Origin of the sequence: Polaromonas sp. (assembly GCF_010365105.1) — a bacterium.
Taxonomy (GTDB): Bacteria; Pseudomonadota; Gammaproteobacteria; order Burkholderiales; family Burkholderiaceae_C; genus Polaromonas.
In genome coordinates, this window is record NZ_JAAFGZ010000001.1 from 59,850 (window position 1) to 80,523 (window position 20,674).

At 63.0% G+C, this 20,674-nt stretch carries 20 protein-coding genes and 1 tRNA gene; 9 read left to right on the forward strand and 12 right to left on the reverse strand.

The features are described from left to right. Positions 1-42: 42 nt before the first annotated feature. From GZ092_RS00270 to GZ092_RS00290, 5 genes are all read right to left on the reverse strand, one after another. Positions 43-291 (reverse strand): AlpA family phage regulatory protein, encoded by a 249-nt coding sequence (locus GZ092_RS00270; RefSeq protein WP_293633472.1) that lies wholly within the window; start codon positions 289-291, stop codon positions 43-45. A 124-nt stretch (positions 292-415) separates the two neighbouring features. Beyond that, a complete protein-coding gene (locus GZ092_RS00275; RefSeq protein ID WP_293633474.1) occupies positions 416-859 on the reverse strand; it encodes a hypothetical protein in 444 nt (147 codons plus the stop codon). A 104-nt stretch (positions 860-963) separates the two neighbouring features. Then, positions 964-2,202, reverse strand: a complete 1,239-nt coding sequence (locus tag GZ092_RS00280; protein ID WP_293633476.1) for an integrase arm-type DNA-binding domain-containing protein — start codon at positions 2,200-2,202, stop codon at positions 964-966. 229 nt (positions 2,203-2,431) lie between these two features. Then, positions 2,432-2,508, reverse strand: a tRNA-Met gene (locus GZ092_RS00285). Between the two features lie 187 nt (positions 2,509-2,695). After that, positions 2,696-3,484: an enoyl-CoA hydratase gene (locus tag GZ092_RS00290; protein WP_293633478.1), complete on the reverse strand. Its 789-nt coding sequence runs from the start codon at positions 3,482-3,484 to the stop codon at positions 2,696-2,698. 105 nt (positions 3,485-3,589) lie between these two features. Here GZ092_RS00290 and GZ092_RS00295 point away from each other — a divergent pair, with 105 nt between their 5' ends. Then, positions 3,590-4,408 carry an enoyl-CoA hydratase-related protein gene (locus GZ092_RS00295; protein WP_293633480.1) on the forward strand — a complete coding sequence of 273 codons (819 nt, stop codon included), beginning with the start codon at positions 3,590-3,592 and terminating at the stop codon, positions 4,406-4,408. Positions 4,409-4,557: 149 nt separating this feature from the next. Here GZ092_RS00295 and GZ092_RS00300 read toward each other — a convergent pair whose 3' ends face one another. From GZ092_RS00300 to GZ092_RS00315, 4 genes are all read right to left on the reverse strand, one after another. After that, positions 4,558-6,441 (reverse strand): peptidase M61, encoded by a 1,884-nt coding sequence (locus GZ092_RS00300; RefSeq protein WP_293633482.1) that lies wholly within the window; start codon positions 6,439-6,441, stop codon positions 4,558-4,560. A gap of 44 nt (positions 6,442-6,485) precedes the next feature. After that, on the reverse strand, positions 6,486-7,178 hold the full coding sequence (locus GZ092_RS00305) for a MarC family protein (RefSeq protein WP_293633484.1): 693 nt from the start codon (positions 7,176-7,178) through the stop codon (positions 6,486-6,488). 156 nt (positions 7,179-7,334) lie between these two features. After that, entirely contained in the window at positions 7,335-8,072 is a 738-nt protein-coding gene (locus GZ092_RS00310) for a DsbC family protein (protein ID WP_293633486.1), read from the reverse strand. A gap of 35 nt (positions 8,073-8,107) precedes the next feature. Continuing rightward, positions 8,108-9,217 (reverse strand): FAD-dependent monooxygenase, encoded by a 1,110-nt coding sequence (locus tag GZ092_RS00315; protein ID WP_293633488.1) that lies wholly within the window; start codon positions 9,215-9,217, stop codon positions 8,108-8,110. A 134-nt stretch (positions 9,218-9,351) separates the two neighbouring features. Between GZ092_RS00315 and GZ092_RS00320 the strand changes: the two genes are divergently transcribed. From GZ092_RS00320 to GZ092_RS00335, 4 genes are all read left to right on the forward strand, one after another. Beyond that, complete coding sequence (locus tag GZ092_RS00320) at positions 9,352-10,260, forward strand: MOSC N-terminal beta barrel domain-containing protein (RefSeq protein ID WP_293633860.1); 909 nt, start codon at positions 9,352-9,354, stop codon at positions 10,258-10,260. 48 nt (positions 10,261-10,308) lie between these two features. After that, positions 10,309-12,099, forward strand: coding sequence for a SulP family inorganic anion transporter (locus GZ092_RS00325; protein WP_293633490.1), 1,791 nt, complete (start codon positions 10,309-10,311; stop codon positions 12,097-12,099). Positions 12,100-12,276: 177 nt separating this feature from the next. Beyond that, the gene (gene ychF, locus GZ092_RS00330; RefSeq protein ID WP_293633492.1) at positions 12,277-13,368 is read left to right on the forward strand and encodes a redox-regulated ATPase YchF; all 1,092 of its coding nucleotides are present in this window, start codon (positions 12,277-12,279) and stop codon (positions 13,366-13,368) included. A 153-nt stretch (positions 13,369-13,521) separates the two neighbouring features. Beyond that, entirely contained in the window at positions 13,522-14,277 is a 756-nt protein-coding gene (locus tag GZ092_RS00335; protein ID WP_293633494.1) for an rRNA pseudouridine synthase, read from the forward strand. Between the two features lie 34 nt (positions 14,278-14,311). On the opposite strand, the gene GZ092_RS00340 is transcribed toward GZ092_RS00335, so the two are convergent. Then, positions 14,312-14,794, reverse strand: a complete 483-nt coding sequence (locus tag GZ092_RS00340) for a YqaA family protein (RefSeq protein WP_293633862.1) — start codon at positions 14,792-14,794, stop codon at positions 14,312-14,314. A gap of 142 nt (positions 14,795-14,936) precedes the next feature. On the opposite strand from GZ092_RS00340, the gene dusB reads away from it, so the two are divergent. The 3 genes from dusB to purH all read left to right on the forward strand — a co-directional run bounded on the left by dusB (position 14,937) and on the right by purH (position 17,919). Next, positions 14,937-16,007, forward strand: a complete 1,071-nt coding sequence (gene dusB, locus GZ092_RS00345; protein WP_293633496.1) for a tRNA dihydrouridine synthase DusB — start codon at positions 14,937-14,939, stop codon at positions 16,005-16,007. Beyond that, complete coding sequence (locus GZ092_RS00350) at positions 16,004-16,240, forward strand: helix-turn-helix domain-containing protein (protein ID WP_196862117.1); 237 nt, start codon at positions 16,004-16,006, stop codon at positions 16,238-16,240. Before dusB ends, GZ092_RS00350 begins: the two co-directional genes overlap by 4 nt. Before the next feature lie 80 nt (positions 16,241-16,320). After that, positions 16,321-17,919, forward strand: coding sequence for a bifunctional phosphoribosylaminoimidazolecarboxamide formyltransferase/IMP cyclohydrolase (purH, locus tag GZ092_RS00355; protein WP_293633502.1), 1,599 nt, complete (start codon positions 16,321-16,323; stop codon positions 17,917-17,919). A 165-nt stretch (positions 17,920-18,084) separates the two neighbouring features. Here purH and hemL read toward each other — a convergent pair whose 3' ends face one another. Continuing rightward, the gene (gene hemL / locus GZ092_RS00360) at positions 18,085-19,416 is read right to left on the reverse strand and encodes a glutamate-1-semialdehyde 2,1-aminomutase (RefSeq protein ID WP_293633504.1); all 1,332 of its coding nucleotides are present in this window, start codon (positions 19,414-19,416) and stop codon (positions 18,085-18,087) included. Continuing rightward, positions 19,397-20,371: a bifunctional hydroxymethylpyrimidine kinase/phosphomethylpyrimidine kinase gene (locus tag GZ092_RS00365; RefSeq protein ID WP_293633506.1), complete on the reverse strand. Its 975-nt coding sequence runs from the start codon at positions 20,369-20,371 to the stop codon at positions 19,397-19,399. Before GZ092_RS00365 ends, hemL begins: the two co-directional genes overlap by 20 nt. Before the next feature lie 82 nt (positions 20,372-20,453). On the opposite strand from GZ092_RS00365, the gene GZ092_RS00370 reads away from it, so the two are divergent. Beyond that, entirely contained in the window at positions 20,454-20,627 is a 174-nt protein-coding gene (locus GZ092_RS00370) for a rubredoxin (RefSeq protein ID WP_293633508.1), read from the forward strand. The last annotated feature ends 47 nt before the right edge of the window (positions 20,628-20,674 follow it).

Sequence of the window (20,674 nt, forward strand, 5' to 3'; positions counted from 1 at the left end):
GAAGCAGCATGCGATTGATGGCGGTCATCATCGTGCCGCCCCTTACGCCTGCACCAGCACGTCTGTGCGCTTGGCGTGAAGTCGGTTCACCAGGGCTTTGATGGCGTCCTCTGGCTGGCCTGCAATGCGTGCTGCGTTGATGGCCTTGATTTCATAATCGGGCCAGCCGACAGAGCGCTGGCCGATAGGCACGGGTTTGGTGAACAGCCCGGCCTTGATGGCGTTATAAATGCTGGCGTGGCTACGGTGCCCGGTTTCAGCCTTGACGGCTGGCATTCTGAGAATTGACATTTGATACCCCTATCCGGCTTTATCTGCCGTTGTTGCGATAGGGGTTAATGTGCTGGCTCGGATTGTTCTTCGTAAGGTCGAAAAGTGTTATTGGCCGGTCATAAATACTTTATGGCCCCCCTTTTTAGATAGCAAACAATGACCGCGCCGCAAGGGCTAAAGGCGAAAAATTATAGTTTTCACTGTGAGTCGTTGCTTCGAAGTTTTTAACCTCTACTGGAAAAGCCTCCAGTAGGCCATCAGCCCATATCCAGCCCTTAGAGCCGTTTTTAATCGGACCTTCGACGGCTTTAACGAACGCCAGGCCGTCGCTTGAGGCAATTATGAAATGCTTATTCAGCAGCGGACTGGCCTCCCTGCAGGCGCGTCTGACGTGCGCATCATCGGTCAATCCACGAGTCGACCACTGTTTAAGAATCCATTCATCAGCCTTCCTTGCGGAATTCCCAAGGTGTTTTGTTTGGAAGTGTTTGGCCAGAAAAATAGCGATGTTTCTCGCATCTTTGGGTGGTCGGCCACCGGCTTTCCTGAGCACATACCCGTGTGGTATTTCAAATTTTTCGATCACGCGCTTCCCTTTGCGCCCCTGAAAATAGGTACCAGCCCGGCCCGCCAGGGGAAGCGGGTTTTCACCATCGGTAATTAGGCGATGGCTAGGGCTGGCGAAAAGTGTTAAGCGGCTTTGAACTGGAGCACATCACCCCCGGCGGCCAGCTTGTCCAGGTAGTCGGCCCAGCGCTGCATCATGTCGGCGCGGTGCTTCATGTACTGGGTGCGGTTGTAGGCCCGCCCGTTGGCATCCTTCACGGCGTGGGCCAATTGCGCTTCGATCACCAGCGGGTCAAGGTCAAGCGATTCGGCCAGCAGCGTGCGCGCCGTCGCCCTGAAGCCGTGAACGCTCTGCACGTCTTTCCCATAACCCAGCGTCAGCAGCGCTGTCCGCAGGGTGTTGTCGCTGATAGGTCGGTCGTGGCTGCGTTCACCGTGGAAGACCAGCGCACCGTGGCCGGTCAGGGGCTGCAACTGCCTCAGCAGCGCCACGGCTTGCGTGGGCAGGGGCACCAGATGCGGCTCGCCGTTTTCCTTGCCGTCTTTGGTGCGCTTCATCCGCATGGCGGGCACTGTCCACAGCGCTGCGTCAAGGTCAAGCTCTGCCCATTCCATTCCGCGAAATTCACCGGGCCGCTGAAACAGCATGGGGGCAAGCTGCAATGCCGTCCTGACAATGGTCCCGCCCTGATAGGCACGGATGGCCCGTATCAGCCCGCCCAACTTTATCGGCTCTGTGATTGCGGCAAAGTGCTTGCCTCGGTGCGGCTTCAATGCGCCGCGAATGTCCGGGGTCACGTCGCGCTGTGCCCGGCCTGTCGCCACGGCATAGCGCCAGATCTGCCCGGCGGTCGTGAATACCCGGTGCGCCGCTTCAAGCGCCCCGCGTTGTTCCACTTGGCGAATCACGGCCAGCAGCTCGATGGCCTCAATTTCACCAATGGCGCGGGCCGCAAAGTAGGGCAGCAGATCATTCTCGAAATTGCGCTTTTCCCGGATGGCGTGGCTGGCGCTCCAGCCGTCAGCCTTCAGCGCGTGCCACTCCAGGGCCACGGCCTTGAACGTGTTGCCGCTGGGGGTCATGGCCTTGAGCTTTTCCACCTTGCGGGCCATTACCGGGTCTCGCCCGTCTGACTTTTGGGCTTTGGCATCATCGCGTGCTTGTCGAGCTGCCTTTGGCCCCACGTCTGGGTAACTGCCCAGTGCCATGCGGCCTTCTTTTCCGTCCTTGCGGTATTTCCAGAACCATCGCTTCGATCCTGCCGGGCTAACCTCCAGGTACAGCCCTCCAGAACAGGCCACACGGGCGCGGGCCTTACCGGGCGGGCATTGGGCGTTTTTGCATTGAACATCGGTCAGCATGGGGAACAACTCCAGACAGAGGGAACAGGAAAAAAGGGGCTGCTCATTGGGGAACGGGGGAACGACTGTCCCAAAACCCCGATTTACCCCCACTTGTTCCCCCGTATGTTCCCCCGCTATGGCGTGACTGTCAATGTCGCGCTTTAGCGTTCCCTGCACTGTAAATTGTTGATTCATCAATGAAAAAGGCCGCTAGGGATATGTCCTTAGCGGCCTTTGTCGGAAGTGGTGGTGGTGATAGGTGGACTTGAACCACCGACATCAGCATTATGAATGCTGCGCTCTAACCAACTGAGCTATATCACCTGAAGGGCCAAATTATAGCCAATTTTCGCAGCGGTTTCGACGCACGATATTGGCATGAATTTTCACCACGTCAGTCTGTACGGCACATCATCATGTGCTACTGAATAAATAGCTGCAAGCCCAAGTCCAGAGAGCGAAAAAGCCTGTTTTGATGCTTGAAATTCACCGGGCGGCCCACCGGCGCATGCTAACGGTGCTTGAAAGCCGGCTTGCGCTTGTTGACGAAAGCGTCCATGCCTTCCTTCTGGTCCTCGGTGGCAAACAGCGCGTGGAACAGGCGCCGCTCGAACATCACGCCGTCGCTCAGGCCGCTTTCGAAGGCGCGGTTGATCGCTTCCTTGGCCGCAAAGACGCTCGGCTGGCCGTAGCCGCAGATCATCAAGGCCGCGCCCAGCGCCTCGTCCATCAGTTTTTCCAGCGGCACGACGCGGCTGACCAGCCCGGCGCGCTCGGCTTCCACCGCATCCATCATGCGGCCGGTCAGCGCCAGGTCCATGGCCTTGGCCTTGCCGATGGCGCGCGGCAGGCGCTGCGTGCCGCCGGCGCCGGGAATGATGCCCAGCTTGATTTCGGGCTGGCCGAACCTGGCGTTGTCGGCGGCAATGATGAAGTCGCACATCATCGCCAGTTCGCAGCCGCCGCCCAGCGCAAAGCCGCTGACCGCCGCAATCACCGGCTTGCGCACGTTGCGGATTTGTTCCCAGTTGCGCGTGATGTAGTCGTTGTTGTAGACATCGGCAAAGCTGTACGTCGCCATGGCGCCGATGTCGGCGCCGGCGGCAAAGGCCTTTTCGCTGCCCGTCAGGATGATGCAGCCGATGCTGTCGTCGGCGTCGAAGGCTTTCAGTGCTGCACCCAGCTCGCCCATCAATTGGTCATTGAGCGCATTGAGCTGCTTGGGCCGGTTCAGCGTGATGATGCCTACCTGGCGGGCGTCCGGCCCTTGGGTAGACGTGACAATCGTTTCATAGGTCATGGTTCGGTCCTTGTAAAGCCTTTCATCATGCCATCCCCGCAAGGTAGCAAGAACTGGTCCGGCCCAGGCCGGCCGGCAATGCTAAATTCGATGCAGGAGAAAACCATGACCCATCCAGAATCCGAACCCCGCACCGAATCCACGGTGCTGTATGCCACCCAGGGCGCCGTTGCCATCGTGACGCTTAACCGTCCGCAAGCACTGAACAGTTTCAGCCGCCAGATGCACCACGACCTGTGGGCCGCGCTGGACCGGGCCGAAGCCGATCCGCTGATCCGTGCGCTGGTCATCACCGGCGCGGGCCGGGGCTTTTGCGCCGGTGCCGACCTGTCGGAGTTTGATTTCGCACCCGGTCCCAATCTGGTCGAACGCGCCGACCCCGGGCCGCTGATCGAGCAGGCCTTCAACCCGACGGCGCGCCGCCTGCTGGCGCTGCGCATGCCGACGGTGGCCGCCGTCAATGGCGTGGCGGCAGGCGCTGGCGCGTCGCTGGCGCTGACCTGCGACATGGCGGTGGCCGCGCCGACCGCCAGCTTCATCCAGGCCTTCAGCAAGATCGGCCTGGTTCCCGATGCGGGCGGCAGCTGGCTGCTGGTGCAAAAGCTGGGGCTGGCGCGCGCCATGGGGCTGGCATTGACCGGCGACAAGCTGCCGGCCGCGCAGGCCAGGGAGTGGGGAATGGTCTGGGACGTGGCTGACGACCCGCTGGCCGCCGCCATTGCGCTGGCCCAGCGGCTGGCCGTCATGCCGACCAAAGCGCTGGTGGCAACCCGGCATCTGCTGCGCGAAGGCATCACCCGGACGCTGGACCGGCAGCTCGACGAGGAGCGCGACCAGCAGTCGGCCTTGTCGCGGACGCACGACTACATCGAGGGCGTGACGGCTTTCCTTGAAAAGCGGCCAGCGGCCTTCAGGGGCGAGTAGTCGGGCGCAAGCTGAAGGATGCCTTTGTTTTGGCTGGCAAGCAAATTTTCAGCATCAAAAAGGCATCTTCCGAACGTCTGGCATGCACAAACAGCTATTGATTCAGTAGCAAAGAGGATGCGGGAAGCCGCGCATGCCGGGATGGAAAGTCAGACGGATGTGCCGCTGGGGTCCAGCCATTCATTGACCCGCGCCTCGTTCTTGACGGCCAGCCGCCAGGTCGTGATCGCAGGCGGCAAGGTCAGTTCAAGCCGCAGCAGGCGCTTGTCCCGCGCCACCAGCGCCATGACCTTTTTTGCATCGCCGGTATACAGCAGCAGGTCATCGAGTTTGTTCAGGCGCCACCCCGCGTCTGGTTGCCGGCCTGTTTTTGATGAAACCGGCTTGCCGATCAACTCCAGCCCCAGCCATTCATCGCCAGCGGAAAAACCCGCCATTTCAGCCGCGCCACCGCGCAGCACGGTTTTGACCTGGACGCTGTGGTTTTCAGCGACGCGCAGGCCCAGCCGCTGCGCCAGTTGCGCCGGTTCATCCAGCACCGTCACGCCATGCTGCTCCAGCAGGATTTTCAGGGGCAACTCGTCACGGCCATGCACCCAGGCGGCCAGTTCGGGCGCAAAGGAGCGCAGGCCCAGCGTTTCCAGCACGCTGGCCACGTCCAGCTCGCGCATCGGCCCGGCCTTGCAATGCTTCCACAGCGCGCGCATCACGTCGTCCAGTGTTTTTTCATGCGTGGTGCGGCCTTCGCTGCGCAGCGTCAGGTCCAGGCACAGGGCGACCAGCGCGCCTTTGGTGTAATAGCTGATCGTCGCGTTCGGCGTGTTCTCGTCAGGCCGGTAGTACTTGACCCAGGCGTCAAAACTCGCCTCGGCCACGGACTGCACCTGCCGGCCGGGCGCCTGCGCCACCTGGTTGACGGTGGTGGTCAGCCGCTTCAGGTAGCCGGCGTTGTCCAGCAGCCCGGCGCGGCGCAGCAGCAGGTCGTCGTAGTAGCTGGTGAATCCTTCAAAGAACCACAGCAGTTCGGTGTAGTTTTCCTGGCCATATTGGTAGTGTTCAAACTCGGCCGGGCGCAGGCGCTTGACGTTCCAGGTGTGGAAATACTCGTGGCTGATGAGGCCGCACAATGTGGCGTAGCCGTCACTCGTTTTCGGATCGCCCTGGCGCGGCAGGTCTTTGCGGTTGCAGATCAGCGCTGTGGAATTGCGGTGCTCCAGCCCGCCGTAGCCGTCATCGACCACGTTCAGCATGAACAGGTAGTTTTGATGCAGCGGTTTGCGCTTGCCGTGCCAGAAGCGGATTTCGGCCTCGCAGATTTTTTGCGTGTCGGCCAGCAGCCGCGCGCCGTCGAAACTGTCGGCCGCGCCGGCCACGACAAAACGGTGCGGCACGCCGCGCGCAGTAAAACTGCCGCTCCAGAACGCGCCCATTTCGACCGGGCTGTCGACCAGCTCGTCGTAGTCGGCCGCCTGGTAGCGGCCAAAACCCCGGCTGTCGATGGCTTGCGGCGTCAATCCGGTGGCCAGCGACCAGCCGTCCATGGCCTTGGCCGCAGGAATTTCCAGCACATGCGGCAGGACCTCCTGGCCTTCGACCTTCAGGCAGACGCTGGTGCCGTTGAAAAAGCCGCGGCTTGCATCCAGCCAGGCGGTGCGTACCGAGTTGTCGTGCGCATACACCAGGTAGCGCAGCACCAGCGCGCTGTCCGGCGCACAGGCGATTTGCCAGTTGGATTTGTCCAGTTGTTCGACGGCCAGCGGCTGCGGATGGCGGCTCTCCTGGTGCGCCTGCAGGCCCTGCAGGTTTTTGGAAAACTCTCGCACCAGGTAGCTGCCTGGAATCCACGCCGGCAGCGACACGCGCTGCAGCGCGGCGGGCCTGGCAATCGTCAGCGTGACCTGAAACAGGTGGGCGTGCAGGTCGCCAAGTTCGACGCGGTAGTGAAGCGCGGCCAAGGCCGGGGCTGGCTTGCTGGATTTTCTGGACTTCGGGGTTTTCGGGATGGGGGAGGGGTTGGGCGTGGAGGCGGGCATAGGCCTGCAAGGATAATCCAAGCGGCGCAGCGCCCCGGCGGGCGTCAGGTGAAGGACTGCGTCTGAATCACGCTGCGCAACAGCTCTTCCAAGCCATCCCAGACAATCTGCACGCCCAGGCACAGCAAGATGAAGGCCGAGAGGCGCAGAAAGATCACCGAACCCGCATCGCCCAGCGGCTTGAGCAGGCGCTGCGCATACTTGAGCGCCAGGTACAGCACGATGCCGATGACAAACAGCGCCAGCACGCCGCCGCCCATGCGCGCCAGCGACAGTGTCAGCTTCTGGTCATGCAGCGACACGCCCACGGTGATGGCTGCGGCAATCGAGCCGGGCCCGCAGCTGATGGGAAAGGTCAGCGGGTAAAAAGCCTGGCGCCGGGCATGCTCGACCGTGAACGATTCGGCCAGTTCGGTACGCCTGTCGTCGCCGGCATGGCTGGCATTGAGCAAGCGCCAGGCATTGGCGGCAACGATCAGGCCGCCGCCCACGCGCACGATGGGCAGTGAGATGCCAAACAGGTCGAGCACATACGAGCCCACCAGCATCGAGCCGGCCATCAGCGCAAACATGTTGCGCGCTATGCGCCGGGCCAGCAGTGCGCGGGTGCTGATCGAGGCGCCTTCGGTCAGCCCCAGGAAGATGGGCGCCGTGGCCGCCGGGTTCAGGATGGGCAGCAGCGCGGCCAGCACAAACAGAAAGCTCTTGCCGAACAGAATCAGTAATTCGATGACCACATGCAGCTTTCGTCGCCAGACTTTGTCAATGCCGTGCTGATCGTTACGATCAGGCAGTCTGAGAGGCTATTAAAAAAATAGCTATCAGCGTCCGGTTAACGGGCGCTGGAGCCATTATTTGTTTGTAAAGGTTTGGATAATCATCCAGCCCGGGGTTTATTTGCCTGCGGCGCTGGCGAGCTGCTTTTCGATGTCCTGCGCGCTGATGGCGCCTGGTACGCGCGTGCCGTTGGCAAAAAACACCGTCGGCGTTCCGGTGATCTTGTACTTTTTGCTGAAGGCCAGGTTGCGCTCCAGCGCTGACGTGTCGCAGCTGGCCTTGGCGGCAGCCTGGTCGCGCACCATCCAGTCGAGCCAGGCCTTGCCCTTGTCTTTGGCGCACCAGATGTTTTTCGACTTGTCCACCGAGTCCGCGCTCAGGATGGGAATCAGGAAGGTGTGGATCGTCACATCGTTGACCTTTTGCAGGTCGCGCTCGAAGCGCTTGCAGTAGCCGCAGTTGGGGTCTTCAAACACCGCCATCTTGCGCTTGCCGTTGCCGCGCACCTGGGTGAAAGCGTCTTTCAGCGGCAGGGCGTCAAAGTCGATGGCGCTGAGTTTTTCGACGCGTTCCTCGGTCAGGTTGCGCTTGCCCCGGGTGTCGATCAGGTTGCCCTGGATCAGGAAGTTGCCTTCGGCGTCGGTGTAGAAAATCTCGCTCTCGTTGACGCGCAGCTCATACAGGCCGTTCATCGGCGTCTTGCTGACTTCATCGATTTTGGGCAGCGCCGGCAGCCGTTCGGCCAGGTTCTTGCGAATCACGGCTTCCTGCGCCAGCGCGGCGCCCAGGGTGCAGGCCAGCAGGCCGGCAAGTCCTGCAAGCCTGAGGCCGGCAGTCAGTCGAGGGTGTTTCATGGGGGTCCTGTTGTTCAACGAATTCTTTGGGGGAGTCACAGGCCGGCGGCCTGGCGGGTGACCCAGCGCTTGAGCAGGCTGCTGCGCGCAAAGCCCTTCATGCCCCAGTTGCGCAGCGCCTGCCAGCGTTCATCGGGCTGGGCGAACAGGCCATGCAGTCCGTCGGTCACCGCGCCCATGGCGGCCACATCGGCCTTGCGCGCGCGCTCGTAGCGACGCAACAGTTTTTCATCGCCCAGTGCGCGCCAGTATTCGCGCTGCGCCAGCACATTGGCCAGGCAGGCGGCGTCGGCCAGCCCCAGGTTTAGGCCCTGGCCCGACAGCGGATGCACCGTGTGCGCGGCATCGCCGGCGAGTGCCCAGCCGCTGCCGACCCAGCGGTCGGCGTTGGACAGCGCCAGCGGCCAGCTGGCCCGGCCGCTGGTCAATGTCAACTGGCCTGCCCCGGGTCCACAAATGGCCTGCAGGGCCGCGCAAAACTGTTCCGGCGGCATCTGCTCCAGCGACTCGGCGCGCTCCTGCGCAGCCGACCAGACGAGCGCCACGGCATTCGCGTCGTGGCCTCCCAGTGGCAGCAGCGCCACGATGTCGCCGTTGACGAACCACTGGCGCGCAATGCCCTGGTGCGGCAGGTCGGCATCGAGCCGCGCGGCAATGGCTTTTTGCGGATAGGCCTTGACCGTCCACTGCACGCCGAATTCATCGCGGCTGGCGCTTTTCTTGCCTTCGCAAATCACCGTCAGCGCGGCCTTGGCCGGCGCGGCGACGATCTCGATTTGCGGCTGGTAGCGCACCGCCTGGATCAGCTGCTGCTCCAGCGCGTGTACATCGACGATCCAGGCCAGCGCGTCCTGTGCCACGCTGTCGGCGGTGAAATCAACCTGGCCGCCGTCGTCGCCCCAGACCTGCATTTCCCGGACCGGTGTGGCAAACGGCGCATCGGGCCAGACCCGCAGGGCCTCCAGCACCTTGCGCGACGCGCTGTTCAGGGCATAGGCGCGCACATCGGCAACAGGCAGCTCACCCGGCGCCGGCGATGGCCGGCTGACCAGCGCCACGCGCAGGCGCTCGCGCGCCAGCAGCAGCGCCAGGGTGCGGCCGACCACGCCGTCGCCGCGAATACAGACATCAAAGGTTTTGGACATGCCCCATTTTAGGAGTGAGTGCAAAATCACCGCTTTGCAGGGCTGGCGTAAGGGCAAAGCGTGTGAAATTCCTCTGCTGCAGCCCTGAAAACGCAAGAACTGGAAAAAAAGTGAACGATTCATTGAACGAAACCGTGTCGGACACGGCAGCCGCTGCAGCGTCAGACAATCCTTCGGATCTGGCCGCCCGCATTGCCGGTCTGTTTGTCTATCCGGTCAAGTCCTGTGCCGGCGTGCGGATGGAGCAGGCCCTGCTGCTGGACACCGGACTCGAATTCGACCGCGCCTGGATGGTGGTGGACGGCCACGGCAATTTCCTGACGCAGCGCGAACTGCCGCGCATGGCGCTCATCCGGCCGCAGCTGAAAACTTTCGAGATGATCCTGCGCGCGCCGGGCATGCTGGCGCTGCACATCGCGCTGGACCAGGTCGAAGCCCCAGCGCGGGTCACGATCTGGAACGAAGCGGTGGCGGCCTTCGACATGGGACCGATTGCCGCCCAGTGGTTCACCGATTTCCTGGAGATTCCAGCGCGGCTGGTGCGCTTTGACCCGGACCACCCGCGTGTCAGCAATCTGGACGAGACCGGCGGCATAGAGGCACTGAACCAGTTCAGCGACGGCTACCCGCTGCTGGTCATCAGCGAGGCATCGCTTGAACAGTTCAATGCAAAGCTGACTGCCCAGGGCTTTGCCGCTGTCGGCATGGAGCGCTTTCGACCCAACATCGTGCTGGGCGATGCGCCGGGCGAACTGCCTCTGTCGCCACACGACGAAGACCGGCTCGACCTGATTCAAATCACCACCGCGCAAGGCCCGGTCCGGCTCAAGCCGGTCAAGCCGTGTCCGCGCTGCCCGATTCCCAATATCGACCCAGCCACCGCCCTCAGCAGCCATGAGGTCGGCGACCTGCTGCAAGGCTACCGTCAGGATGCGCGGCTGGGCGGCGCGGTGACCTTCGGCATGAATGCCATCGTGCTGGCCGGCATCGACCACCTGCTTAGGGTCGGCCAGCGCGCAGGGGCCAGCTATCGTTTTGATTGATCCGGCGATTCCCTGTTGTTAAAGGCGGTTTGCAGTCCGGCACATTTCATGAGCGATTCCATCCCTCCGTCCGCACCGCCGCAGCCTGCCCGCCTGGCGCGCGCCGTGCCAGCGACCGGCTGGCTGCGCTGGCTGCCGGGCCTGCTGGCCTTGCGCCACTACGAGATCGCCTGGCTGCGCCATGACCTCGTGGCCGGCCTGGTGCTGACCACGGTGCTGGTGCCGGTCGGCATTGCGTATGCGGTCGCGTCTGGGCTGCCGGCCATTTCGGGCCTGTACGCAACCATCTTCGGGCTGCTGGCCTATGCGCTGTTCGGACCCAGCCGGGTACTGGTGCTGGGGCCGGATTCTTCTCTCGTGGCGCTGATCCTGGGTGTCGTGCTGCCGCTGTCGGCGGGGGACCCGCAGCGCGCGCTGGCGCTGGCGGGAATGATGGCGGTGGTCTCCGGCGTCCTGTGCATTGCGGCGGGCTCGGCGCGTCTGGGGTTTGTCACCGAACTGCTCTCCAAGCCCATCCGCTACGGCTACATGAACGGCATTGCGCTGACCGTGCTGGTCAGCCAGTTGCCGGCGCTGTTCGGCTTCTCGGTCCCGGGTGACGGGCTGCTGGACAAAACCCTGGCGTTTGGCGAGGCGGTACTTGCCGGCAAAACCAACGGGACCGCACTGCTGCTCGGCTTGTGTACGCTGGCCGTGATTTTTGGGCTCAAGCGCAGCAAACGCCTGCCGGGCGTTTTGATCGCCGTGGTCGGCGCAACCGCCATCGCCACCGCGCTGGACCTGGCCACACGCGCGGGCGTTTCGGTGCTCGGCGCGCTGCCCCAGGGCTTGCCGGCGCTGGTGTTTCCCTTGATCACGTCCAGCGACATCGTCCCGGTGCTGCTGGGCGGGCTGGCCGTGGCGCTGGTGTCGTTTGCCGACACCAGCGTGCTGTCGCGCGTGTATGCCGCGCGCGCAGGCACTTTCGTCGATCCGAACCAGGAAATGGTCGGGCTGGGGATGGCGAACCTGGCGGCGGGCATCTTCCAGGGCTTTCCGATCAGCGCGAGCGCTTCGCGCACCCCGGTGGCCCAGGCGGCCGGGGCCAAAACCCAGCTGGCGGGCATCGTCGGGGCCATTGCCGTGGCCGGGCTGCTGCTGGTGGCGCCCAGCCTGCTCAGGAACCTGCCGACCGCCACGCTGGCCGCCGTGGTGATTGCGTCGGCGATTGCCCTCATCGAGATCACCGACCTGCGCCGCATCTACCGCATCCAGCGCTGGGAGTTCTGGCTGTCCATGGTCTGCATGGCTGGCGTTGCGGTGCTCGGGGCGATTGAGGGCATTGCTTTGGCGATCGTGATTGCCGTCATCGAGTTTTTGTGGGACGGCTGGCGTCCGCACTTTGCGGTGCTGGGCCGGGTCGATGGCGTCAAGGGCTACCACGACATCACCCGCTATCCAGACGCCCGCATCGTTCCGGGGCTGGTGCTGTTCCGCTGGGATGCGCCGCTGTTCTTCGCCAATGCCGAGCTGTTTCGGGATCATGCGCTGGACGCCGTGGTCGCATCGCCGACGCCCGTGCGCTGGCTGGTCGTCAGCGCGGAGCCGGTCACCAGCGTGGATGTCACCGCCGCCGACGTGCTGGAAGAACTCGATGCTACCTTGCACGCCGCCGGCATCGAGTTGTGCTTTGCTGAAATGAAAGACCCGGTGAAGGACAAGCTCAAGCGCTTCGGCCTTTTCTCCCGCCTGGGCGAGCAGCGCTTTTTTGCCACGCTGGGCCAGGCCGTGAATGGCTATCTGAAGGCCACGCAGGTGCCGTGGGTGGACTGGGAGGACCGCGAGGGCGGGAAGGGATGAACCGGCGCGGCCCGCCCGGCGAACCCCGGCGTGGCGACTCATTACAATCGCCCGAGTTGTTTCCGGACAAAACCCGGTACAAAGCCGGGTACACGCACAGGGTCCGGGCGGGGTTGTTCTCAGCCCCGAAGCCTCCTGCGGGTCCATGCCGGAGTTAATGATTTCTAAGGAAAATTGATGAGTTTGAAGTGCGGCATCGTTGGCTTGCCCAACGTCGGAAAATCCACCCTGTTCAATGCGTTGACCAAAGCGGGCATCGCGGCGGAAAACTATCCCTTTTGCACCATCGAGCCGAATGTCGGCATCGTTGAAGTGCCGGATGCGCGGCTCGATGCGTTATCCGCCATCGTCAACCCGCAAAAGGTCCAGCGCGCGATTGTCGAGTTTGTCGATATTGCCGGACTGGTGGCCGGTGCCAGCACCGGCGAAGGCCTGGGCAACAAGTTTTTGGCCCACATCCGCGAGACCGACGCCATCGTCAACGTGGTGCGCTGCTTTGAAGACGACAACGTGATCCACGTGTCGGGCAAGGTCGATCCGATCGACGACATCGAAGTGATCCAGACCGAACTCTGCCTGGCCGACCTGTCGGCGGTCGAAAAAGCCCTGCACCGCGTCGGCAAGCTGGCGCGCTCGGGCGACAAGGACTCGGCCAAGCTGGTCGCCATCCTGGAGAAATGCCAGGCCGCGCTGAACGAAGCCAAGCCGGTGCGCACGCTGGACTTCAGCAAGGACGAGTTGCCGCTGCTGCAGCAATTCTTCCTGATCACCGCCAAGCCGGCAATGTTCGTTGCCAACGTCGCCGAGGACGGCTTCGAGAACAACCCTTTCCTTGACCGCCTGAAGGCCTATGCCCAGTCGCAAAACGCGCCGGTGGTCGCCATCAGCGCCAAGCTCGAAGCCGAAATGGCCGAGATGAGCGACGAAGACCGCCAGATGTTCCTCGAAGAACTCGGCCAGACCGAGCCGGGACTGAACCGCCTGATTCGCGCCGCCTACACGCTGCTCGGCCTGCAGACGTATTTCACCGCCGGCGTGAAGGAAGTTCGCGCCTGGACCATCCACGTTGGCGACACCGGCCCGCAGGCCGCTGGCGTGATCCACACCGATTTTGAAAAGGGCTACATCCGCGCCCAGACCATCGCGTTTGAAGACTTCATCACCTTCAAGGGCGAGCAGGGCGCCAAGGACGCGGGCAAGATGCGCGCCGAAGGCAAGGAATATGTTGTCAAGGACGGCGACGTGATGAACTTCCTGTTCAGCTCCTGAGCGGGCAGGGGCGGGCGGCAACGGAAACATTCCGGCGCCGCTCAGTTTTTTAAGCATTATTGGCTGTTTGCGCAATACCTACGGGTGCAAGTAGCTATTAATTTTATAGCATCAAGTTTGATTTCAACCGGACTCACCAGGACGCCCGCAGCCATGACCGAACCGGTACGACTCGCCAAACGCCTCGCCGACATGCTGGCCTGCTCACGCCGCGAGGCCGAGCAGTACATCGAGGGCGGCTTTGTCACGGTCGATGGCGCGGTGGTGGAAGAGCCTCAATTTCGCGTCCAGAACCAGTCTGTCGTGCTGTCGCCTGACGCCAGCCTGCTGGCGCTGACGCCGGTGACCATCCTGCTGCACAAGCCGGCGGGCTACGAATCGCGTGACGCGGCCCATGCCAGCGGCGACGCCGGTGTTCAAACCGCCGCACAGTTGCTGACGGCCGCCAACCACGCGCCGGGCGACCGCTCGGGCATCCGTCCGCTGAAAAAGCATTTCTCCAGCTCCGAACTGCTCACGCCGCTGGCCACGGCGGCCAGTGGCCTGGTGGTTTTTTCAAGCGACTGGCGTGTCGTGCGCAAGCTGCGGGAAGACGCCCGCCTGCTGGAGCACGAAGTGGTGGTCGAGGTCAGCGGCGACATCAAGCCTGGCGGCCTGGAGCGGCTGAACCGTATCGATCACGGCTTTACCTACCAGGGCGCACTGCTGCCGCCGGCCAAGGTGAGCTGGCAGAGCGAGGCGCGGCTGCGTTTTGCGCTCAAGGGCGAGATGCCCGGCCAGATCGCCTACCTGTGCGAGAGCGTCGGGTTGCAGGTCACAGCGATGAGGCGCTTGCGCGTGGGCCGCCTGCCGCTGAGCCAGTTGCAATCAGGGCAGTGGCGATACCTGATGCCCTACGAGCGGTTTTAGGCGTTGTTGACGCTTGACGCTTGAAGCGGGTGCTTCAGTTCCCGATGACGCCCGGAAACGCCCAGATCAAGCTGCCGGTCATCAAAAAATAGCGCAGGAACTTGCCGACCGCCATGTAGGCCAGGCAGGGCCAGAACGGAAACTTCAGCCACCCGGCCACGGCGCACAGCGGGTCGCCCACCACCGGCAGCCAGGCCAGCAAACAAGCCTTGGGGCCGAGCTTTTCCAGCCAGCGAACAGCGCGGCCGTGGTGCGAAGAATGCGTGTACTTGTCGGCTACCCGGTGCGCGCCAAAACCCAGCCACCAGTCCAGCGCGCCGCCCAGTGTGTTGCCGGCGGTGGCGACCAGGACGGCTGGCCAGAACATCGCCGGATTCAGCTTGACCAGCCCGAACACCACCGGCTCGGAACCCAGCGGCAGCAGGGTGGCCGAGATGAATGAGACGATAAATACCGTGCTCAGCCCGAATTCAGGCAGGGCCAGCAGTTCGATCAGGTGTTGTATCCAGGCTTCCATACGGGCCTGAGTATAGGCAGGCAAGCCGCTGCAAGCCGGCGCCCTGGATTTACAGGTTCTCGGGTCGGATTTCAAGTGCTGAAATTTTGGGCAGCTACAATCGTGCCTCCTTTTTCAGCAACCCCAGGCTTTCACTCCCTCCATGAACATCGGTCCCTATGCCTTGGCAAACAACGTGTTTGTCGCGCCCATGGCCGGCGTCACGGACCGGCCGTTCCGCCAGCTGTGCAAAAAGCTCGGCGCGGGATATGCGGTCAGCGAAATGGTCACGTCGCGCCGCGATTTGTGGGACACGCTGAAAACCTCGCGCCGCGCCAACCATGACGGCGAGCCGGGTCCGATTGCCGTGCAGATCGCCGGCACCGATGCGCAGATGATGGCCGAAGCCGCCGCCTACAACCTCGACCGTGGCGCCCAGATCATCGACATCAACATGGGTTGCCCGGCCAAGAAGGTCTGCAACAAATGGGCTGGTTCGGCGCTGATGCAGGACGAAACCCTGGCGTTGCAGATCATCGAGGCAGTGGTCGGCGCCTGCGCCCCGCACGGCGTTCCGGTCACGCTGAAGATGCGCACCGGCTGGGCGCAAACCCATAAAAATGCCTTGACGATTGCGCGCGCCGCCGAAAGCGCCGGCGTGCAGATGATTGCCGTGCATGGCCGCACGCGTGAGCAGGGCTACAAGGGCCTGGCCGAATACGACACGATTGCCGAGGTGAAGGCTGCGCTGCGCATCCCGGTGGTGGCGAATGGCGACATCAGCAGCCCTGAAAAAGCGCGCGATGTGCTCGCCTACACCGGCGCCGATGCGGTGATGGTCGGCCGCGCCGCGCAGGGCCGGCCGTGGATATTTCGTGAACTGACGCATTTCCTGGCGACTGGCAACCATTTGGCGCCGCCGCTGGTGGCCGACGTCAAGCGCCTGCTGCTCGACCATCTGCTCGACCATTACCAGCTCTACGGCGAGTATTCAGGCGTGCGCACGGCGCGCAAGCACATTGGCTGGTACGTCAGGAGCCTGCCCGGCGGCGAGGCGTTTCGCGGCCGGATGAACGGGCTGGAGGACTGCCAGGCGCAGCTGGACGCGGTGAACGAATTTTTTGACGGCCTGGGCGAAGGCATGGACCGCATTCCGGCCGCACCCCAGGGCCACGATGCCCCGGAAGATGAACTGATGAACAACGATAAAAACAAGGAGGAAGCTGCACTATGAGCAAAATTAACCTGGAGGAGTGCGTCCGTACCAGCCTTGAAGGCTATTTCACCGACCTCGGCGGCACCGCGCCCGACCGCATGTACGACATGATGGTCCGGGTGGTCGAAAAGCCGCTGCTGGAAGTGGTCATGCAGCATGCCGAACAAAACCAGTCGCGCGCCGCCGAATGGCTGGGCCTGAACCGCAATACGCTGCGCAAGAAGCTGGTCGAGCACAAGCTCATCAAGTAAGCCGGCGACGCCATTTCCCTTTTCTGTTTCCGGATCTTTCCGAATCGTTCCGACTACCTGCATATCCAACAAAGAAGCCCATGAACGCCCTGATTTCCGTTTCCGACAAAACCGGCATCCTTGAATTCGCCCAGGCGCTGCACGCGCTGGGCATCAAGCTGCTGTCCACCGGCGGCACCGCCAAACTGCTGGCCGATGCGGGCCTGCCCGTCACCGAAGTAGCCGACCACACCGGTTTTCCGGAAATGCTCGATGGCCGCGTCAAGACGCTGCATCCGAAAATCCACGGCGGCCTGCTGGCCCGGCGCGACCTGCCCGAGCACATGGCGGCGCTGCAAACGCACGGCATCGACACCATCGATTTGCTGGTGGTCAACCTCTACCCGTTTGAATCGACCGTGGCCAGGCCCGGCTGCACGCTGGAGGACGCGATTGAAAACATCGACATCGGTGGCCCGGCCATGGTGCGCTCGGCGGCCAAGAACTGGAAAGACGTGGGCGTGCTGACCGACGCGTCGCAATACGCCGGCGTGCTGGCCGAACTGAAAGCCGACGGCAAGCTGACCGACCCGACCAAATTCGCCCTGTCGGTGGCCGCGTTCAACCGCATCAGCCAGTACGACGGCGCCATCAGCGATTACCTGTCGTCGGTGGCGTTTGACGCTGGCAAGCTCACACCAGGCTATGTGCCCGAGCGTGCGATGTTCGCCGGCCAGTCCAACAGCCAGTTCACCAAGCTGCAGGACCTGCGCTACGGCGAGAACTCGCACCAGCAGGCCGCGCTGTACCGCGACCTGCATCCCGCGCCCGGCTCGCTGGTCACGGCCAAACAATTGCAGGGCAAGGAACTGTCGTACAACAATATTGGCGACGCCGATGCCGCCTGGGAATGCGTCAAGAGCTTCACCGAATCGGCCTGCGTCATCGTCAAGCATGCCAATCCGTGCGGCGTGGCCGTGGGCGTGGATGCACTGGAGGCTTACAGCAAGGCCTTCAAGACCGATCCGACCTCGGCGTTTGGTGGCATTATTGCCCTCAACCGCACAGTGGATGAGCGCGCAGCGCTACAAATTTCGAAGCAGTTCGTCGAAGTGCTGATGGCCCCGGGCTTCACGCCTGAAGCGCTGGAAGTGTTCAAGACCAAGGTCAATGTGCGGATTTTGCAGATCAATCTGCCTCCCGGTGGTGTAACGGCCTGGGACCAAGGGCGCAACCTGATCGACATCAAGCGCGTCGGCTCGGGCCTGTTGATGCAGACCGCCGACAACCATGAGCTGGCGCTGTCCGACCTGAAGGTCGTCAGCAAGCTGCAGCCCACGCCAGACCAGTTGCAGGATTTGCTGTTCGCCTGGACGGTGGCCAAGTACGTCAAGTCCAACGCCATCGTGTTCTGCGCCGGCGGCATGACCATGGGCGTCGGTGCCGGCCAGATGAGCCGCCTCGATTCCGCCCGCATCGCCAGCATCAAGGCCGAGCATGCCGGCCTGTCGCTCAAGGGCACGGCGGTGGCCAGCGACGCCTTCTTCCCGTTCCGGGATGGCCTTGACGTGGTGGTGGATGCCGGCGCGACGTGCGTGATCCAGCCCGGCGGCTCGATGCGCGACCAGGAAGTGATTGATGCCGCCGACGAGCGCGGCGTGGTCATGGTGCTGAGCGGCGTGCGCCATTTCAGGCATTGAGCCATGGCGCCGGCGACTCGCTGGCTTCGGAATCAAAAAAAGCGGCCTTGGCCGCTTTTTTTATGAGAAATCAGGTGTTTGCGCAGGGTGGGTATGCGCAAGCAGCTATGCTATTAATAGCAAGCAGCGGCGCATGGAGGATTTCACCCTGGTCGGTATTGACGTTCAGAGGCTCGCGAAAAACCGGGCTGCGGCATCCACCGTGGCGTCGATGTCTTCGGCCGTGTGCGCCGCGCTGACAAAGCCGGCTTCGTAGAGCGCGGGCGCGTAATACACGCCGCTGTCCAGCATGGCGTGGAAAAAGCGGTTGAAGGCCGGGCCGTCAGTCTTCATGACCTGCGGATAGTTCTGCGGCAGCGTGCCCAGCAGGAAAAAGCCGAACATGCCGCCTTCGCTGTCGCCGCAAAAGGGCACGCCGGCTTGGTGCGCGGCGTCCGTCAGGCCGGTCACCAGGCTGCGCGTGCGTGCGCCCAGTGCGTCGTAAAAACCGGGTTTCTGGATTTCACGCAATGTGGCCAGGCCGCAGGCCGTGGCGATCGGGTTGCCCGACAGCGTGCCGGCCTGATAGACCCCGCCCAGAGGCGCCAGGTGCTCCATCACGGCGCGGGTTCCGCCAAAGGCCGCCATCGGCATGCCGCCGCCAATCACCTTGCCCAGCGCGGTCAGGTCCGGCTTGAAACCGGGAATGCTTTGCGCAAAGACGCTTTGCGCGCCGCCCAGCGCCACCCGGAAACCCGTCATCACCTCGTCGAACACCAGCAGCGTGTCGTATTCCGTGCAGAGTTCGCGGCAGCGCTTGATGAAGGGCACGCTGGCACGCACAAAGTTCATGTTGCCGGCAATCGGCTCGATCATCAGGCAGGCAATCTCCCGGCCATGCAGCGAAAAGGCTTCTTCGAGCTGGGCGATGTGGTTGTATTCCAGCACCAGGGTGTCCTTGACCACCTCCGCCGGAACCCCTGCGCTGGTCGGGCTGCCGAAGGTCGCCAGGCCCGATCCGGCCTTGACCAGCAGCGCGTCGGAGTGGCCGTGGTAGCAGCCCTCGAACTTGACGATCTTGTTGCGCCCGGTCGCGCCGCGCGCCAGCCGGATCACGCTCATCGTCGCCTCGGTGCCGGAGCTGACCAGCCGCACCATTTCGATGGACGGCACCAGCTTGACGATTTCCTCGGCCATCTCGACTTCGCGCTCGGTCGGCGCGCCGTAGGAGAAGCCTTCCAGCACGGCTTTCTGGACGGCTTCAATCACCGCCGGATGGCCATGGCCCAGGATCATGGGACCCCAGGAGCCGATGTAGTCGATGTAGCGCTGGCCGTCGGCGTCCCAGAAGTAAGCGCCCTGGGCGCGCTGGATGAAGCGTGGCGTGCCGCCTACCGCCTTGAAAGCCCGCACCGGCGAGTTGACGCCGCCGGGGATCAGTTTCTGGGCGCGTTCGAACAGGTCTGCGTTGCGGGACGTTGTCGTGGAGAGGTCGGGCTTAATGTTTGGTTGTTCCATTAGGGGGAAATTCAAAAGGTGGATGGGAAGTCAGGCCGGCATCGTCGGTGCCGGCGGTATCGGTTGTTTCGTCGCCAGTCTCTTCATCGGACTCGGCCTGCGCCCAGAACAGCCGGTCCGGAATGATATGGCCCATGCCGGGGTGAAAGCCGGCGTCCAGGCTGTGGTCCAGGTAGGTCAGCGCTTCGGCCGTGGCGGCCTGCAGGTCGTGGCCGTTGGCCAGCAGGGCGCACAGGGCGGCCGACAGGGTTTCGCCGGCGCCTTCGAAGACCGCCTCGAAACGCTCGAACTTCTCGCTGTAGAGCACGGCCTGCGGCGTGGCGAGCACGTTGTCGATGAACTGGTCAGGCAGCGGGATGCCGGTCACCAGCGTGTAGGGAACGCCCAGCGCGGCAGCCGCCTTGGCAATGTCGCGCGCCGACGGATTGCGCTCGGTGGACCAGTCGGGCAGCAGCCAGCGCCAGAGCGTGCTGTGGTTGCCAATCAACAGGGTAACCTGGGGCAGCAGCAGTTCGCGAAAGGCATCCAGGTAGCTGTCGATCTCGCTCTCATCCCACCAGGACAGGCTGGGCATGTAGGCCACCAGCGGCACTTCGGAGTAGTCGGAGGCAATTTCGGCAATCGTGCTGATGTTCTCGGGACTGCCGACAAAACCGACCTTGATGGCGGCCACCGGCATGTCTTCCAGCGCAGCACGTGCCTGCTCGGTGACTGCGTCGTCGTCAAACGGCAAATGGTCGAAAATTTCAGCCGTGTCGCGCAGGTAGGTGCCGGTGACGACAGACAGCGGATGGGCGCCTGCCGAGGTAATGGCCGTGATGTCGGCCGTGAGGCCGCCTGCGCCGCTCGGGTCATTGGCGTTGAACGTCATGACGCACGCCGGTGACGCATCGGCATCGCTGTCCTCGATCTGGAGTTGCCGGCTGTCCAGTTCAGGTGTGTGGGGGTTTGCCATAGGCTTTGATTTTGCCCTTTGCATGAATTAGCAACGCCGGCTAGATACAATTGTTGCATTCTATTCGAAGGCAATTTAAGCTGTGACTCAATCAATGACCTGGATGTGTTTGATCTGTGGATGGATTTACGACGAGGCGCTGGGAGCCCCGGAACATGGCATTGCCGCAGGCACGCCATGGAGCCAGGTTCCCATGAACTGGACCTGTCCTGAATGCGGGGCACGCAAGGAGGATTTTGAAATGGTTGAGATGTAGGCCCTGGGGCCTGCTTGCAAAAAATATGACCGCAATGAACCCAACTG